The sequence below is a fragment of the Azoarcus sp. TTM-91 genome (genome assembly GCF_012911025.1).
GTDB lineage: Bacteria > Pseudomonadota > Gammaproteobacteria > Burkholderiales > Rhodocyclaceae > Azoarcus.
In genome coordinates, this window is sequence record NZ_WUEI01000029.1 from 33,638 (window position 1) to 49,876 (window position 16,239).

General features: G+C 62.9%; 16 protein-coding genes, 3 tRNA genes and 1 riboswitch. Of the genes, 18 read left to right on the forward strand and 1 reads right to left on the reverse strand.

Going from position 1 to position 16,239, the window contains the following annotated elements:
• Positions 1-57: 57 nt before the first annotated feature.
• Positions 58-147, reverse strand: a riboswitch (glycine riboswitch).
• An 87-nt stretch (positions 148-234) separates the two neighbouring features.
• From GRF61_RS10605 to pnp, 14 genes are all read left to right on the forward strand, one after another.
• Entirely contained in the window at positions 235-1,104 is an 870-nt protein-coding gene (locus GRF61_RS10605) for an alpha/beta hydrolase (RefSeq protein ID WP_169150625.1), read from the forward strand.
• A gap of 35 nt (positions 1,105-1,139) precedes the next feature.
• Positions 1,140-1,970, forward strand: a complete 831-nt coding sequence (locus GRF61_RS10610) for a 3',5'-nucleoside bisphosphate phosphatase (RefSeq protein WP_211165885.1) — start codon at positions 1,140-1,142, stop codon at positions 1,968-1,970.
• Between the two features lie 22 nt (positions 1,971-1,992).
• Positions 1,993-2,625 (forward strand): L-threonylcarbamoyladenylate synthase, encoded by a 633-nt coding sequence (locus GRF61_RS10615; RefSeq protein ID WP_169150627.1) that lies wholly within the window; start codon positions 1,993-1,995, stop codon positions 2,623-2,625.
• A 45-nt stretch (positions 2,626-2,670) separates the two neighbouring features.
• Entirely contained in the window at positions 2,671-3,330 is a 660-nt protein-coding gene (locus tag GRF61_RS10620) for a site-2 protease family protein (RefSeq protein ID WP_169150628.1), read from the forward strand.
• A 13-nt stretch (positions 3,331-3,343) separates the two neighbouring features.
• Positions 3,344-4,174, forward strand: coding sequence for a ScpA family protein (locus GRF61_RS10625; RefSeq protein WP_169150629.1), 831 nt, complete (start codon positions 3,344-3,346; stop codon positions 4,172-4,174).
• Entirely contained in the window at positions 4,152-4,748 is a 597-nt protein-coding gene (gene scpB / locus GRF61_RS10630) for an SMC-Scp complex subunit ScpB (RefSeq protein WP_169150630.1), read from the forward strand. The genes GRF61_RS10625 and scpB overlap by 23 nt, the downstream gene beginning before the upstream one ends.
• A complete protein-coding gene (gene rluB / locus GRF61_RS10635; protein WP_169150631.1) occupies positions 4,696-5,715 on the forward strand; it encodes a 23S rRNA pseudouridine(2605) synthase RluB in 1,020 nt (339 codons plus the stop codon). The genes scpB and rluB overlap by 53 nt, the downstream gene beginning before the upstream one ends.
• A 195-nt stretch (positions 5,716-5,910) precedes the next feature.
• Complete coding sequence (gene rimP, locus GRF61_RS10640; protein ID WP_169150642.1) at positions 5,911-6,345, forward strand: ribosome maturation factor RimP; 435 nt, start codon at positions 5,911-5,913, stop codon at positions 6,343-6,345.
• A 27-nt stretch (positions 6,346-6,372) separates the two neighbouring features.
• Positions 6,373-7,848 carry a transcription termination factor NusA gene (nusA, locus tag GRF61_RS10645; protein WP_169150632.1) on the forward strand — a complete coding sequence of 492 codons (1,476 nt, stop codon included), beginning with the start codon at positions 6,373-6,375 and terminating at the stop codon, positions 7,846-7,848.
• A 13-nt stretch (positions 7,849-7,861) separates the two neighbouring features.
• Positions 7,862-10,672, forward strand: coding sequence for a translation initiation factor IF-2 (gene infB / locus GRF61_RS10650; RefSeq protein WP_169150633.1), 2,811 nt, complete (start codon positions 7,862-7,864; stop codon positions 10,670-10,672).
• A 3-nt stretch (positions 10,673-10,675) separates the two neighbouring features.
• Positions 10,676-11,059: a 30S ribosome-binding factor RbfA gene (gene rbfA, locus GRF61_RS10655; RefSeq protein ID WP_133587124.1), complete on the forward strand. Its 384-nt coding sequence runs from the start codon at positions 10,676-10,678 to the stop codon at positions 11,057-11,059.
• Positions 11,060-11,075: 16 nt separating this feature from the next.
• On the forward strand, positions 11,076-12,005 hold the full coding sequence (truB, locus tag GRF61_RS10660) for a tRNA pseudouridine(55) synthase TruB (protein ID WP_211165887.1): 930 nt from the start codon (positions 11,076-11,078) through the stop codon (positions 12,003-12,005).
• 78 nt (positions 12,006-12,083) lie between these two features.
• Positions 12,084-12,353: a 30S ribosomal protein S15 gene (rpsO, locus tag GRF61_RS10665; RefSeq protein WP_133587120.1), complete on the forward strand. Its 270-nt coding sequence runs from the start codon at positions 12,084-12,086 to the stop codon at positions 12,351-12,353.
• A gap of 166 nt (positions 12,354-12,519) precedes the next feature.
• Positions 12,520-14,619, forward strand: a complete 2,100-nt coding sequence (pnp, locus tag GRF61_RS10670) for a polyribonucleotide nucleotidyltransferase (protein ID WP_169150635.1) — start codon at positions 12,520-12,522, stop codon at positions 14,617-14,619.
• Positions 14,620-14,697: 78 nt separating this feature from the next.
• Here the strand turns inward: pnp and dksA are convergent, their stop codons facing one another.
• A complete protein-coding gene (dksA, locus tag GRF61_RS10675; protein ID WP_169150636.1) occupies positions 14,698-15,123 on the reverse strand; it encodes an RNA polymerase-binding protein DksA in 426 nt (141 codons plus the stop codon).
• A 170-nt stretch (positions 15,124-15,293) separates the two neighbouring features.
• On the opposite strand from dksA, the gene GRF61_RS10680 reads away from it, so the two are divergent.
• From GRF61_RS10680 to GRF61_RS10695, 4 genes are all read left to right on the forward strand, one after another.
• Positions 15,294-15,370: transfer RNA gene (locus GRF61_RS10680), tRNA-Pro, on the forward strand.
• Between the two features lie 25 nt (positions 15,371-15,395).
• Positions 15,396-15,472, forward strand: a tRNA-Arg gene (locus tag GRF61_RS10685).
• A gap of 46 nt (positions 15,473-15,518) precedes the next feature.
• A tRNA-His gene (locus GRF61_RS10690) sits at positions 15,519-15,594 on the forward strand.
• Between the two features lie 268 nt (positions 15,595-15,862).
• Positions 15,863-16,239, forward strand: a 377-nt coding sequence (locus GRF61_RS10695; protein ID WP_169150637.1) for an aminotransferase class III-fold pyridoxal phosphate-dependent enzyme, incomplete at its 3' end; no start/stop codon positions are given.

Consider the following 16,239-nt stretch of genomic DNA (forward strand, 5'->3'; position numbering starts at 1 on the left):
GCCCCTTCGGTGGGTGCGCCGGCATGCTTCAATGCCCGCACCGCTCTCCAGAGTTGTGCTGCCCGCGCGGTCCTTTTGCCTGAGCGGTTCCCGGGGGGTTACGCCTTCGGCGGCTCTCGGGAAAGGGCTCTCTCCCGCGCGACGGGCGGACGATAGCATTGCTCCGCCAAGGGCGGCAACCATGCGTTTGGGGCGCCGCCGGGCCTCTTGCCAGGCTTTGTTATCATTCCACGGATGAAACCTTCACGCAGTCAATTCCTTGCTGTGCGCGGCCTGCGCTATCACGTCCGCGAGTGGGGCGAGGAGGGCGCGCCCAAGCTCTTCATGTTGCATGGCTGGATGGACGCCTCCGCGTCCTTCCAGTTCATCGTGGATGCCCTGGTCTCGGACTGGCACGTGATTGCCCCCGACTGGCGGGGCTTCGGCGCCAGCGGCTGGGGCGGTGGCGATGTTTACTGGTTCCCCGACTATTTCGCCGACCTGGACGTGCTTCTGCACCACTTCCAGCCCGACGGCCGGGTACGCCTGCTTGGTCACAGCATGGGCGGCAACGTGGCGCTGATGTATGCGGGCATCCGCCCCGGGCGGGTCGAGCGGATAGTGGCACTGGATGCCTTCGGTTTGGTCGACAGGCCGGCCGAGGAAGCGCCCGGCCGCTACGAGAAATGGCTGGCCGAGTTGGGGGCGCCGGTTTCCTTCCGCTCCTACCCGGACCGGGGCGCGCTGGCGGAACGCCTGTTGTACAACGATTCCCGTTTGTCTCCACAGCGCGCCGCCTGGCTGGCGGAGCATGTCGGGGTGGAGGATGGCGAAGGCGGATTCCGCATGGCGGGGGATCCGGTGCATCGCCGGGTGAATCCGGTGCTATATCGCCGTGCCGAGGCTGAAGCTTGCTGGCGGCGATGTAGTGCGCCGGTGCTGATGGTGGAGCCGCTGGAGCCCGAGTTGCGGCGCCGCATCGGCGTGGATGACGAGCAGCACCTGGCTGCCCTGAGGTGCTTTCGCGACCTGCGGCTGGAGCGCATCCCGGATGCTGGCCACAACCTGCATCATCACCAGGCCGAGACTGTCGCAAGGATCGCCGAAGCCTTTTTGCTGTCGTAATGGCATTTAGCTGCAAAACGGATCCTGTGAAAACAATGAATGCTGATCTGCATTGCCATTCGACCCGTTCGGATGGCTGGCTGGAGCCGGCTGCGGTAGTGCGCCGGGCCGCGGCCAATGGCGTCGAGCTGCTGGCGCTGACCGACCACGACGAACTTGGCGGCCTCGCCGAGGCGGCCGAGGCCGCGCGGGAAGCCGGCATCCGCTTCGTGCCCGGTGTCGAGATCTCTGTGAGCTTTAAGGCGGAGACCATACATATCGTCGGCCTGGGCATCGATCCGGAGGCGCCGGCCTTGCGCAATGGTCTCCGCCAGGTCCGGTCGGGGCGCGATCAGCGGGCCCGCAGCATGGGCGAGGCACTCGCCGCGGCGGGCATCAGTGATGCCCTCGCAGGCGCCAGGCGGTTTGCGCGCAACCCGGATCTCGTCAGCCGGGCGCATTTCGCCCGCTTCCTGGTGGCCAGTGGCGTGATGCCGGACGTGAAGACGGTGTTCGATCACTACCTGGTGCGCGGCAAGCCGGGTTTCGTTGAGCACGAATGGGCAAGCCTGCAGGAGGCCGTGGGCTGGATCTGCCAGGCGGGCGGCATTGCCGTTGTAGCCCATCCGGCGCGCTACCGGTTGTCCGGCGCCGACATGGACGCCTTGTTCGACAGTTTCGCCGCCGCGGGCGGGGAGGCGGTGGAAGTGGTGTCAGGCGCGCACACGGAGGAGGAGATGCTGCGCTTCGCCAGCCTTGCGCGCCGACGCAATCTGCTTGCCTCCCGTGCCTCCGATTTCCACGGCGAGAAGGAAAGCCCGGTGGATGTCGGGCGCTGCAACCCCTTGCCCCCGGACCTTCTCCCGGTATGGTCCCGGCTGCTCTGACCGCTACAAATTCAGGACAACAATGGCTCAGTTCTTCACCCTGCACCCGGAACAACCTCAGCCCAGGCTCATTCGCCAGGCGGCGGAGATCATGCGCAGCGGCGGCCTGGTGGCTTTCCCTACCGATTCCGCCTACGCACTCGGCGGCCATACCGGAGACGCGGCGCTGCTGGAACGCATCCGGCGCATCCGTGGCGTCGACGAACGCCATCAATTCACCCTGATGTGCCGCGATCTGTCTGAGATCGCGAAGTACGCAAGGGTGGACAACAGCCAGTACCGCCTGCTGAAGGCTGTCACGCCTGGTCCGTATACCTTCATCCTCGAAGGCACAAAGGAGCTGCCGCGGCGGGTCTTGCATCCCAAACGCAAGACTCTGGGCCTGCGGGTGCCGGAGCATGTGGTGGTAGCCGCCTTGCTGGAAGAACTGGACGAGCCGCTGCTGACCTCCACGCTGCTGCTGCCGGGTGAAACCCTGCCGCTCACCGATCCGGAGGAAATCCGCGAGCGATTGGAGAAGCAGGTGGATCTGGTCATAGAGGCTGGCCCCTGTGGCCCGGGGGCGACGTCGGTGATCGATCTCACCTCGGGCGTCCCCGAACTGGTCCGCGCGGGCCAGGGGGACCTGGCGCCCTTTGGCCTGGAGGCGGATTGATGGGGCGCTCTGCTAGAATCCGCGCCCTTTCCCGCCAGGCATGCCATGAATGAGCTGATCTCCATGCTGGCCATCTGGGCGTTGCCCGTGGTGCTCGCGATCACGCTGCACGAGGCGGCTCACGGTTACGTGGCACGCTATTTCGGAGACCCCACCGCGGAGCTCGCCGGGCGCATCACCCTCAACCCCCTGCAGCACATCGACCCCCTAGGGACCGTGGTGGTGCCGGTCGCCATCCTGGCGGTGACCACGCTGTTCGGCGGTGGCGGCATGCTGTTCGGCTGGGCGAAGCCGGTGCCGGTGAATTTCGGTCGCCTGCGCAAACCCAAGGCCGACATGCTGTGGGTGGCCGCCGCCGGGCCCTTCGTGAATCTGCTGATGGCCGTCGGCTGGGGCTTGCTGTTCAAGTTTGCGGTGAGCCTCCCGCAGAGCAGCTATACCGTTCCCATGATGAAGATGGCGGATGCGGGCATGCAGATCAACCTGGTGCTGATGGCGCTGAACCTGCTGCCGCTCCCGCCGCTGGACGGCGGGCGGATCGCCGTCAGCCTGCTGCCGAACAAGCTGGCCTGGCGTTACGCGCGGGTGGAACCTTATGGCTTTCCGATACTGCTGGTGCTGCTGTTCACCGGCGTGCTGTGGACCATTCTGTGGCCCATCGTCGCGCTGAGCCGGATGTTCCTCGCCAGCGTGCTCGGCATCTGAGGGCAGGCCACGGATGAACCTTCCGCTGGAGCTGGCGCCGGTCGAGAGCCCGGAGGAGAAGGAGGCGGTCGCGCGCCTGTACGGCGAGCCCCTGCTCGAACTGCCCAAAGATCTGTATATTCCGCCGGATGCGCTGGAGGTGTTCCTCGAAGCCTTCGAGGGGCCGCTGGATCTGTTGCTCTACCTGATCCGCAAGGCCAACCTGAACATCCTCGACATCCAGATGGCGCCGCTGACCGGCCAGTACCTGGAGTATGTGGAGGTGATGCGGGCGACCAATCTGGAGCTGGCCGCCGAATACCTGCTGATGGCGGCGATGTTGCTGGAGATCAAATCGCGCATGCTGCTGCCGCGGCCCGCACGGGAAGCCGAAGAAGAGCTTGATCCGCGCGCGGAACTGGTACGGCGCCTGCTGGAATACGAGCAGATGAAGATGGCAGCGGCGCGGCTGGATACCCTGCCGCGGGCGGAACGCGATTTCGAGTGGATCAGCGTTTTCGTTGCCGAGAAAGTGGTGGAGCGTCTGCCCGAGGTCAGCCTGCACGATCTGCAGGTGGCCTGGCTGCGCATCATGAAGAAGGCCCGCCTGACCCAGCATCACCGTGTGGGCCGCGAGCAGCTTTCGGTGCGTGAGCACATGACTGCGATCCTGAGAAAACTGGGGGACGGCGCCTTCGTGGTGTTCGACACCCTGTTCGATCATGCGCTGGGGCCCGCCGGCCTGGTCGTCAGTTTCCTGGCGGTGCTGGAGCTGGTGAAGGAAAAGCTCGTGCATGTGACGCAGAACGAGGCGTTTGCACCTATCTACGTAAAGCTGGCCGATGGATCTCGAGACGACGCCTGAGCAGTACAAGCGGGTGATTGAAGCCGCCTTGCTCGCCGCGCCGGCGCCGCTGCCGGTGGGCGAACTGCGTCGCCTGTTCAGCGAGGATCCGGGGGCAGACCTGGTGCGCAGGCTGCTGGATGAATTGCGCGCCGAGTGGGCTGCTGCGGAGCGCGGCGTTGAACTGGTGCAACTGGCTGGCGGCTGGCGCTTCCAGACCCGCCCTGAGTACCAGGTCTACCTGGACAGGCTGAAAGAAGAAAAACCGCCGCGCTATTCCCGGGCGGTGATGGAAACACTGGCGATCATCGCCTACCGGCAGCCGGTGACGCGGGGCGACATCGAGGACACCCGCGGTGTCGCCGTTTCATCGAACATATTGAAAACCCTGGAATCGCGTGGCTGGATCGATGTGGTCGGACACCGGGACACCCCCGGGCGTCCCGAGCTCTTCGCCACCACCCGCCGTTTCCTGGACGACATGGGGCTGCGCAGCTTGACCGAGTTGCCGGCCCTGACCGAAATCGAAAGGATCATGGATCTTGTCGACACCACGCAAATCGAAGCGGCCGCTGCGGCCACCCCAGAAGAATAAGCCCCAGGCTGCCCCGGCTTCGCGCCGCGAGGAAGTGGGGGAGGATGACACCAGCAGGCTGCGCCCGGATGCCCACCAGTCCGCGCTGGGGCGCCCGGATGGCGCATCGCCCAGAAGGCCCCAGCCGCGTCGTCAGGGCGGGCCGACGGTGGCGCCGACCTTCTCTGAACCGGAGCGCCTGCAGAAGGTGCTGGCCCAGGCGGGTGTAGCCTCTCGTCGCGAAATCGAGGAACTGGTGATGGCCGGCCGGATCTCGGTGAATGGCCTGCCGGCGGCCCTTGGCCAGAAGATCGGCCCGGGCGACCGGGTGAAGCTCAACGGCAAGCTGATTCCCTTGCGCTTTACCCAACGCACGCCGCGGGTGCTTATCTATCACAAGCCTGAAGGCGAAATCGTTTCCCGCGACGACCCGGAAGGCCGGCCCACGGTGTTCGAGCGGCTGCCCTTGTTGCGCAAAGGGCGCTGGCTGGCGGTGGGGCGGCTGGACTTCAACACGTCGGGCCTGTTGCTATTCACCAATGATGGCGATCTGGCGAACAAGCTGATGCATCCGCGATACGAGCTGGATCGCGAGTACGCGGTCCGTCTGCTTGGCCAATTGGATGAGGAACAGGCCCAGGGCCTGATCGACGGCGTCCAGCTCGACGATGGCCCGGCACGCTTCAATTCGCTGCAGGATGCGGGCGGCGAGGGCGCGAACCATTGGTACCGGGTGACGATCTCCGAAGGTCGCAATCGCGAGGTGCGGCGCATGTTCGAAGCGGTCGGCCTGACTGTGAGCCGGCTGATGCGGGTGCGCTACGGTCCGGTCGAACTGCCGGCGCGCCTGAAGCGCGGCATGTGGATGGAGATGGCCGAGGCGGATGCCTGTGCCTTGGCGGGGCTGCCGCCTCCTGCCCAGAATCAGCAGCAGAAGCGGGACAAGAAACCGCCGAAGCTGCATCGAACCGTGCAGAAGCCCCGCTGATTCCAGCGAGCGTTCTGCCGGGCCGCACGCCGTGCGCATTGGCCAGGTTTGCTGGAGAGCTGGATTCAGCGCTATAATCCAAAGGCTTTGACGGGAGCAGTTTGGAAAGCTGGCTTTCTGGCGCTTTCCGTCACTCCGGTTGTAACGACAGGAATGGGCGTTTCGCCCATTTTTTATTTGTGGCGTGGATTGGACATGCGGGTAGATATCGTCAGTCTCATCGAACAAGTTGTCAGCGGACTCGGGTTCGAGCTGGTGGATTTCGAGCTTTCTCCGAAAGGCCGGCTGCTGCGGGTGTTCATCGACATAGAGCGTGGCATCACGGTTGATGACTGTGCCACGGTGAGCAATCAACTGACCCGCGTGTTCGAGGTCGAGAATGTCGACTACGACCGCCTGGAGGTTTCTTCTCCTGGGTTGGATCGGCCGCTGAAGAAGAAGGCTGATTTCGAGCGTTTCGCCGGCCAGGAAATCCAGTTGCGCGCCTCCCTGCCGATCAACAACCAGAGGAATTTTGCCGGCGTGCTGAACGGGCTGCGCGATGGCGCAGTTGTGCTCACCACCGACAAGGGCGAGGTCCTCATTCCCTTCGACGAAATCGAGAAAGCACGCCTTGTTCCCAAATTTTGAGACCGTGGATGTGGAGGTTTTCCTGAAATGAGCCGCGAGATTTTGCTGCTTGTGGATGCGCTGGCACGCGAGAAGAACGTTGCCAAAGACATCGTGTTCGCCGCCCTGGAGTCGGCGCTCGCCTCCGCGACCAAGAAACGTATTCATGACGACGCGGACGTCCGCGTCACCATCGACCGCGACAGCGGCGACTACGAATCCTTCCGCCGCTGGGTGGTGATGCCCGACGAGGAAGTCACCAACGACGAGGCGGAGATGGGCATCATCGATGCCCGGGAAATCCGTGCCGACATCCAGTTGGGCGACTACATCGAGGAGCCGCTAGAGCCGATCGATTTCGGCCGCATCGGCGCCCAGGCTGCCAAGCAGGTGATCCTGCAGCGCATCCGCGATGCCGAGCGCGAGCAGGTGCTGAACGACTTCCTGGAGCGTAAGGAATTCCTCGTCTCCGGCTCCATCAAGCGGATGGAGCGTGGCAGCGCGATCATCGAAGTGGGGCGCATGGAAGCAGTGCTGCCGCGCGATCAGCAGATCCCGCGCGAGAACCTGCGGGTGGGCGACCGGGTCAAGGCCTATCTGCTGAAGATCGACCGCGGTGCCCGTGGCCCGCAGCTGATCCTGTCGCGTACCGCGCCCGAATTCCTCATGAAGCTGTTCGAACTCGAAGTGCCCGAGATTGAAGATGGGCTGCTGGAGATCAAGGCTTGCGCCCGTGATCCCGGTCTGCGCGCCAAGATCGGCGTCAAGTCGAACGACCAGCGCATCGACCCGATCGGCACCTGCGTCGGCCTGCGTGGCTCGCGCGTTACGGCGGTGCGCAACGAGATCGGCGGCGAGCAGATCGACATCATCGTCTGGGCGCAGGACCCGGCGCAGTTCGTGATCGCGGCGCTGCAGCCCGCCGAGGTGGTCTCGATCGTGGTGGATGAGGAGGCCCATGCGATGGATGTGGTGGTGGACGAGAACAACCTCGCCATCGCCATCGGCCGCAACGGGCAGAACGTCAAGCTGGCGTCCGAACTCACCGGCTGGACGATCAACCTGATGAGCGAGCAGGAGTCGGCGGAGAAGTCGGAGCACGAACGTTCCGCGCTGCGTAGCCTCTTCATTGCCAAGCTGGATGTGGACGAAGAACTGGCCGACATCCTGATCGATGAAGGTTTCTCCTCGCTGGAGGAAGTGGCCTATGTGCCGCTGGCCGAAATGCTGGAGATCGAAGCCTTCGACGAGGATACGGTCAACGAACTGCGCAACCGCGCACGCAATGTGCTGCTGACCGAAGCGATCGTGACCGAGGAACAGCTGGAAAACGTTGCCGACGATCTGCTCGGCCTCGAAGGGATGGACAAGTCGCTGGCAGCTGCGCTTGCGCAGAAGGGGATCCGAACCCGCGACGATCTCGCCGACCTTGCGGTCGATGAACTGATCGAGATGTCCGGTATGGACGAAGAACGAGCCAAGGCGCTGATTTCCGTAGCACGCGCTCACTGGTTCGAGGAATGACGGGAGGGCATTGATGGAACAGATGAGCGTGACGCAGTTTGCCGGCGAGCTGAAGATGCCGGCGGCGGTGCTGCTCGAGCAGTTGAAGCGTGCCGGCGTCGAGAAAGCGGGTGCGAATGACCTGCTGACCGAACAGGACAAGGCTCGGCTGCTGGAATATCTCCGGCGTGCGCATGGGGATACCGAGTCCAAGGGCAAGATTACCCTGACCCGCAAACAGACCAGTGAGATCCGGGCCACCGATTCGACCGGGCGCGCGCGCACGGTGCAGGTCGAGGTCCGCAAGAAGCGCACCTTCGTCAAGCGCGATGAGCTGCTTGCCGATGCAGGGGGCGGCGAGGCCGTTCCGGTGCTCGAAGAGGAACTCGGCAACCTTGAGCCTGTGGTCGCGGAGGAGCAGTTGCCGGAGCCGGTGGCCGTGATCGAGGAGGTGCCGGTGGTAGAGGCGCAGCCGGAACCTGAGCCCGAGCCGGTGGTGGAAGCCGCGCCCGCCGAGCCGGAGCCTGCTCCCGTAGTTGAGGCGGTCGAGGTCGAGAAGATCGAGCAGCCGGCTGAGGAAGAGATGAAGGAAGCTGCCACCACTGCCGAGCCGGTTGCATCTCGCAAGCCGGTTTCCATTACCGAGTTGCTGAGCGAAGAGGAAATCGCTGCACGCGAGCGCGAGGCCAATCGCCATCGTCAGTTGCAGGAGCGCCAGGCAGCAGACCTGCGGGCCCGCCAGCAACGCGACGCTGCCGCCAAGGCTGCCGCCGAAGCGCGCCGTGCGGAGGAAGAGGCTCGCGTGCGTGCCGAAGCCCAGCGCAAGGAAGAGGCTGCGAAGCCGGCTGCAACTGCAGCCAAGCCGACGACGGGTACCTTGCATCGCCCGGCCAAGGCCGATGACAAGGGCGCGAAGGACGTCAAGCGCGGCACGCGGGAGAATGAAAGCGCCAAGCGCCGCGGCCTGAAGACCCGTGGCGAAGTGGGCGGCGCGAGCGCCGGCAATGCCTGGCGTGGCGCCAAGGGCGGGGGCCGCCATGGTCGCGGCCAGGATGATCGCCAGAGCTTCCAGGCGCCCAGCGAACCTATCGTGCGTGAAGTCCATGTGCCCGAGACCATCACCGTGGCCGACTTGGCCCACAAGATGGCGGTGAAGGCGACCGAACTCATCAAGGTGCTGATGAAGATGGGCTCCATGGTCACCATCAACCAGGTGCTGGACCAGGAAACCGCGATGATCGTCGTCGAGGAACTGGGCCACAAGGCGCTGGCTGCCAAGCTGGATGATCCGGATGCCTTCCTGGAGGAGCACGACGAGCACAAGAACGCGGAGGTGTTGCCGCGCGCGCCGGTGGTTACCGTGATGGGCCACGTCGACCACGGCAAGACCTCGCTTCTGGATTACATCCGTCGCGCCAAGGTGGCGGCGGGCGAGGCTGGCGGCATTACCCAGCACATCGGTGCCTACCACGTGGAAACGCCGCGTGGCGTGATCACCTTCCTGGATACGCCGGGCCACGAGGCGTTCACCGCCATGCGTGCCCGTGGTGCGAAGGCGACCGACATCGTGATCCTGGTCGTGGCTGCCGACGACGGCGTGATGCCGCAGACGCGCGAGGCCATTCACCACGCCAAGGCGGCCGGCGTGCCCCTGGTGGTGGCGATCAACAAGATCGACAAGCCCGACGCCAGTCCCGACCGCGTGAAGCAGGAACTGGTGGCGGAAAGCGTGGTGCCGGAAGAGTACGGTGGCGACGTGATGTTCATCCCGGTGTCTGCCAAGACCGGCGCCGGTATCGACCAGCTGCTGGAAAGCGTGTTGTTGCAGGCTGAAGTGCTGGAGTTGACCGCTCCGGTCGATACCCCAGCCAAGGGCTTGATCGTGGAGGCCCGTCTGGACAAGGGCCGCGGCCCGGTGGCCTCGTTGCTGGTGCAATCCGGCACCCTGCGCAAGGGGGACGTGCTGCTGGTCGGTGCGACTTTCGGCCGCATCCGCGCGATGCTGGACGAAAATGGCAAGCCGATCGACGAGGCGGGGCCGTCCATTCCGGTCGAGATCCTTGGCCTGTCGGATGTGCCGGCTGCGGGTGATGAGGCGATTGCGCTGGCCGACGAGAAGAAGGCTCGCGAAATCGCGCTGTTCCGCCAGGGCAAGTTCCGCGACGTCAAGCTGGCCCGCCAGCAGGCGGCGAAGCTCGAAAGCATGTTCGAGCAGATGGCGGAGGGCGAGGTCAAGAGCCTGGCGCTCATCGTCAAGGCGGACGTGCAGGGCTCGCAGGAGGCGCTGGTCCACGCGCTCAACAAGCTCTCCACCGACGAGGTGCGAGTCAACGTCATCCACGGTGCGGTGGGGGCAATTTCCGAGTCGGATGTGAACCTCGCGCAAGCGTCCGGAGCGGTCATCGTCGGCTTCAACACCCGCGCCGATGCCGGTGCCCGCAAGCTGGCCGAGACCTTCGGCGTGGATATCCGCTACTACAACATCATCTACGACGCGGTGGATGAGGTAAAGGCGGCGTTGTCCGGCATGCTGGCGCCAGAGAAGCGCGAAGAGGTCATCGGTCTGGTCGAGATCCGCCAGGTCTTCACCATCTCCAAGGTGGGTTCGGTGGCGGGTTGCTATGTGCTTGAAGGCGTGGTCAAGCGCAACTCTTCTGCCCGCCTGTTGCGCAACAACGTGGTGGTGTGGAGTGGCGAGCTGGATTCGCTCAAGCGCTTCAAGGATGACGTCAAGGAGGTCAAGTTCGGTTACGAATGCGGTCTCCAGCTCAAGAACTACAACGACATCCAGGAAGGCGACCAGCTTGAGGTCTTCGAGATCAAGGAAGTCGCACGGACGCTCTGATCGATGCCTAAGGAATACTCCCGCAGCCAGCGCGTGGTGGAGCAGATCCGCCGCGAGCTGGCCGAGCTGATCCGGCTGGAGGTGAAGGACCCGCGTGTCGGGTTCATCACCCTCACCGATGTCGAAATCACACCGGATTACGCTCACGCGAAGGTGTTTTTCACCTCGATGACGGGTGAGGAAAGCGTGCCCGAAATCCTGCAGGGGCTGCGGCGTGCCAGCGGCTTCCTGCGGCGGGAGCTGGGGCGGAGGATCCGCATTCACACCATCCCCGAGCTGCACTTTCACTACGACCGTTCGGTGGAGGAGGGGACCCGCCTCTCCCGTCTCATCGACGAGACGGTGAAGGATGACGAAGCGCGTCACCGCGATGAGGACGACGCCTGAACTGGTCGGGCGTTCGATGGAAATGGCTGTGCAGCGCAAGATCGTAAGGCGCGCCGTTGACGGTGTGCTCCTGCTCGACAAGCCCAAGGGCCTGACCTCCAATGCCGCGCTGCAGACCGCGCGGCGGCTGCTCAACGCAGCCAAGGCCGGTCATACCGGAACCCTGGATCCAATGGCGACGGGCTTGTTGCCGCTGACCTTCGGTGAAGCGACCAAGTTCTCGCAGATGCTGCTGGATGCGGATAAGACGTATCTGGCAACGGTAGTCCTTGGTGTGGAGACTGATACTGGTGACGCAGACGGTAAGGTTGTGCGTACCCATCCGGTGGATGTTTCAGAGGCTCGCCTGCTGCAGGCGCTGGCGGGGTTCAGGGGCGAGATCCGGCAGATCCCGCCCATGTATTCTGCCTTGAAGCGTGATGGCAAGCCGCTCTACGAGTACGCTCGTGCCGGAGTCGAACTGGAGCGCGAAGCCAGGGTGGTGCATATCCACAGGCTTGAGCTGAAGTCGTTTTCGGCTGCCGAATTCACGATCGAGGTCGACTGCAGCAAGGGTACATACATCCGCAGCCTGGCGATGGACATCGGGGTCGTGCTGGGATGTGGGGCGCATTTGTCCGCACTGCGCAGGAGCCGCATCGGCGCATTCTCGGTCGAGGATGCCGTTACGCTGCATTGTCTGGAGCAGGGTGATGCGCCGGAGATGCGCGACCTTCATCTTCAGGCGGCGGACAAGCTGGTGCAGCACTTCCCGGCGATGTTCCTGACTGCTGAGCAGGCGGCCGCCGTCTTGCAGGGAAGGCCGCTCGCGCTGGCCGGGGAGGTGGGGACTTGTTGCCGACTCTATGGCCCCTCGGACTTCCTCGGGCTAGCTGAATGGAAAGTGGATGGAAAATTGTGGCCTAAACGCCTCATTGCCACAGCGACATCTACTCAAAGTACGTGATATTGATTGAGTTTCCCGCGCGGCGTTAGGTATAATCCGCCGCTTCTGATTGGCAGAACGAAAAGAGTAAATACGCACATGGCTCTCGATACCGCTACCAAGGCGCAAGTCGTTTCCGATTACCAGCGCGCCCCTGGCGACACCGGCTCGCCGGAAGTTCAGGTTGCCCTGCTGACCACCCGCATCAATGGTCTGACCGGCCACTTCAAGGAGCATGGCAAGGACCACCACTCCCGTCGTGGTCTGCTGAAGATGGTCAGCCAGCGCCGCAAGCTGCTGGACTACCTGAAGCGCACCAACGCCGACTCCTATCGCGCCCTGATCGAGCGCCTGGGGCTGCGCAAGTAAGCAAAGCCGGCCGTGACGCGACCGTCAGCGCCTGAAACGGCGGCTTAAGCCAGCAAAGCCGGGCGAGCCCAACAAGGGCCGCGCCGGCTTTGTCGTTTCTGGCGTCTGGTTGCGCACATGTTCGCAGTTGTTGTTCGCTGCTCTCACTGAATAAAAGGAAATCCCCTTGCCTACCGCGATCAAGAAAACTTTTACCTACGGCGCTCATACGGTCACCCTGGAGACGGGTGAGGTTGCCCGTCAGGCAGGTGGTGCTGTCATCGTCAACATGGACGAGACCGTGGTTCTGGCCACGGTCGTTGCCGCCAAGGATGCCAAGCCGGGTCAGGACTTTTTCCCCCTGACGGTCGATTACGTCGAGAAGTTCTATGCCGCGGGCCGTATCCCGGGCGGCTTCTTCAAGCGTGAAGGCCGGCCCACCGAGAAGGAAACCCTGACCTCGCGACTGATCGACCGGCCGATCCGTCCGCTGTTTCCCGAAGGTTTTTATAACGAAGTCCAGGTCATCGTCACCGTCCTGTCGCTGAATCCAGAAGTGGATGGTGACATTCCGGCAATGCTGGCGGCGTCGGCTGCACTGGCGATTTCCGGTATTCCGTTCGACGGTCCGATCGGTGCAGCCCGTGTTGGTTACGCCGACGGCCAGTACCTGCTTAACCCGACGACCAGTCAGACCAAGGCCAGCCAGTTGAACCTGGTCGTCGCGGGTACTGAGGCGGCGGTGCTGATGGTTGAGTCCGAAGCGGATGAGTTGCCCGAGCAAGTCATGCTAGGCGCCGTGGTTTTCGGCCATGAGCAGATGCAGGCCGCGATCCAGGCCATCAACGAACTGGTGGAAGTGGCCGGCAAGCCCGAATGGAACTGGCAGCCCGCGCCGCGCAACGAGGCGCTGATCAGCCGTGTTTCCGAACTGGCGCGAGCCAAAGTTGAGGAAGCTTTCCGCATTACCAGCAAGCAAGCCCGTACCGAACGTCTGGGCGAGATCCGCAAGGAACTGACGGCTGCGCTGGCGCAAGGGCTGGATGTGCCGCCGTCCGATAACGAAGTGAAGGACATCTTCTTCAACCTCGAGTCCGAAATCGTCCGCAGCCGCATCCTGAACGGCGAACCGCGTATCGACGGCCGTGACACCCGCACCGTACGGCCGATCGAGATCCGCGTCGGCGTGCTGCCGCGTACCCATGGCTCAGCGCTGTTTACCCGTGGGGAGACCCAGGCCCTGGTGGTAGCGACCCTGGGGACTGGCCGCGACGAGCAGATCATCGATGCTATCGCTGGCGAGTACAAAGAGCGCTTCATGTTGCACTACAACTTTCCGCCGTACTCCACCGGTGAGACGGGGCGTTTCGGTGTAACCAAGCGCCGCGAGATCGGTCACGGCCGCCTCGCGAAGCGCGCTCTGGTCGCGATGCTGCCTAAGGACGAGGACTTCGGCTACACCATCCGCGTGGTGTCGGAGATTACCGAGTCCAATGGATCCAGCTCCATGGCGTCCGTCTGCGGCGGTTCGCTGGCGCTCATGGATGCCGGCGTGCCGATGAAGAACCACGTTGCGGGCATTGCGATGGGCTTGATCAAGGACGGCAACCGGTTCGCGGTTCTGACCGACATTCTTGGTGACGAGGACCATCTCGGCGATATGGACTTCAAGGTGGCGGGCACCGAAAACGGCGTCACCGCGCTGCAGATGGACATCAAGATCCAGGGCATCACCAAGGAGATCATGCAGGTTGCGCTGAGCCAGGCTCAGGAGGGCCGCATGCACATCCTCGGTTTGATGAAGCAGGCGCAAGGTGGTGCCCGCGTCGAGGTTTCCGAGTACGCGCCCCGCATGCTCAACATGAAGATCAATCCGGAGAAGATCCGTGACGTGATCGGCAAGGGCGGCGCCGTGATCCGCGGTCTTCAGGAAGAGACTGGCACCATCATCGAGATTGAGGACGACGGTAACATCACGATCTCGTCGGTGTCCGCCGAAGGTGCCCAGAAGGCCAAGGAACGTATCGAGCAGATCACGGCGGAGGTCGAAGTTGGCAAGGTATATGAAGGGACGGTTGTGCGCCTGCTGGACTTCGGCGCCATCGTCAACATCCTGCCTGGTCGCGATGGCCTGCTGCATGTTTCCCAGATCGCCAATGAACGCGTCAATAACGTCTCTGACTACGTGAAGGAAGGCCAGAGCGTGCGTGTGAAGGTGCTGGAGACGGACGAGCGCGGCAAGATTCGTCTGAGCATGAAGGCGCTGCTGAGTGAGAACGCTGGCTGATTGCCTTAGCTGTACAGAAAAGGGACGCTCAAGGGCGTCCTTTTTTATTGCTCCAGATTCCCTGATCTTGGCTCCTGCCTATTTTCCGAGCTGGCGCTCCCGCATCTCTTCCAAGGTCTTGCAGTCGATACAGAGCGTGGCGGTAGGGCGGGCTTCCAGCCGCTTCAGGCCGATTTCCACGCCGCAGCTGTCACAGTAACCGTACTCTCCCGCCTCGATGCGGGCGAGAGCCTCGTCTATCTTCTTGATGAGGCGACGTTCCCGGTCCCGATTGCGCAATTCGAGTGCCAACTCCGATTCCTGGGTGGCTCTGTCGTTGGGGTCGGCAAAGGTGGCTGGTTCGGCTTGCAGAGTTTGTACCGTCCGCTCTATGTCGGCAGACAACTCGTTCTTGAGGTTAGTGAGTGCATCGCGGAAATGCGAGATCTGCTTTGCACTCATGTATTCCTCGCCCGGGGAAGGGATATAGACGGGGAATTGCCTGTGAAGGGCGTCATCGGGCATGGCGTAGCCTTCCGTGGGGTGCATTGTGCGATGCAATTTAATAGCAGAAAACGCTTCAACGTCGCAAGCAGTATGCCGATGGCAGTGTGGGTGTACGACGATGAAAATAGTGAAAATAGTACGAACAAGATTTGACGCGCCTGTGGAGACTCTGTATAGTCCGCGTCTCTCGGGGTGTAGCGCAGTCCGGTAGCGCGCTTGCTTTGGGAGCAAGATGTCGGGGGTTCGAATCCCTCCACCCCGACCAGCTCACTCCGATTGCCCGCGGGAATCTGCCCGTAGCTCAACCGGATAGAGCACCGGCCTTCTAAGCCGGGGGTTGCAGGTTCGAGTCCTGCCGGGCAGGCCAGATAGGTTTCGGGTTCGACTCAAAAAGTCGAATCAAATGAGTAGTGGCGGCATTAGCTCAGTTGGTAGAGCACTGGATTGTGGCTCCAGGTGTCACCGGTTCGATTCCGGTATGTCGCCCCAAATAAAACTTCACGCTTTACTATGGCTGTGAAGTTTAAAAAAGCCAGTCTCGTTTTCAGCGGGGCTGGCTTTTTGCTATCTGTCTGTTGGGTTTCCTTCTTGGGGCCCTCAAGCATATTCTGCCGATTGCGGTAGATCGAGTCAGCTGCTCTCCCTTTGGACAGATGCCGAAGCCGGATGCTTCGGACCGTTTCCCTCTGTGTGGTTTCGCGCCTTCATTTCCGCAGCTAGCATCCAGTCATCTATTTCTGGAACTGAGACTGCGGCTATGAATCCGGCGCATGCTTTCTGGCTTCCCTATACCGCCAACAGGGCGTTCTGGAAGTCGCCCAGGGTTATTCGAGCAGCTAGCGGTCACTACTACCAAACCAGTGCGGGTGATGAATTGCTGGATGGTTTCTCTGGGCTGTGGACTTCTGGTCTGGGGCACTGTCATCCGCGCATCGTTGCTGCGGTTCAATCTCAGGTGGCTACGCTGGATTATGCGCTGGGTTTCCAAGCTACCAACGACAAGGCGGTTGCCCTGGCGGAGCAATTGAGCGTTCTGGCTCCGGGCGATCTGGACCGGGTCTTCTTCACCAACTCGGGGTCAGAGGCGGTTGATACGGCGCTGAAGGTAGCGCTGGCGTACCACAGGGCCAAGGG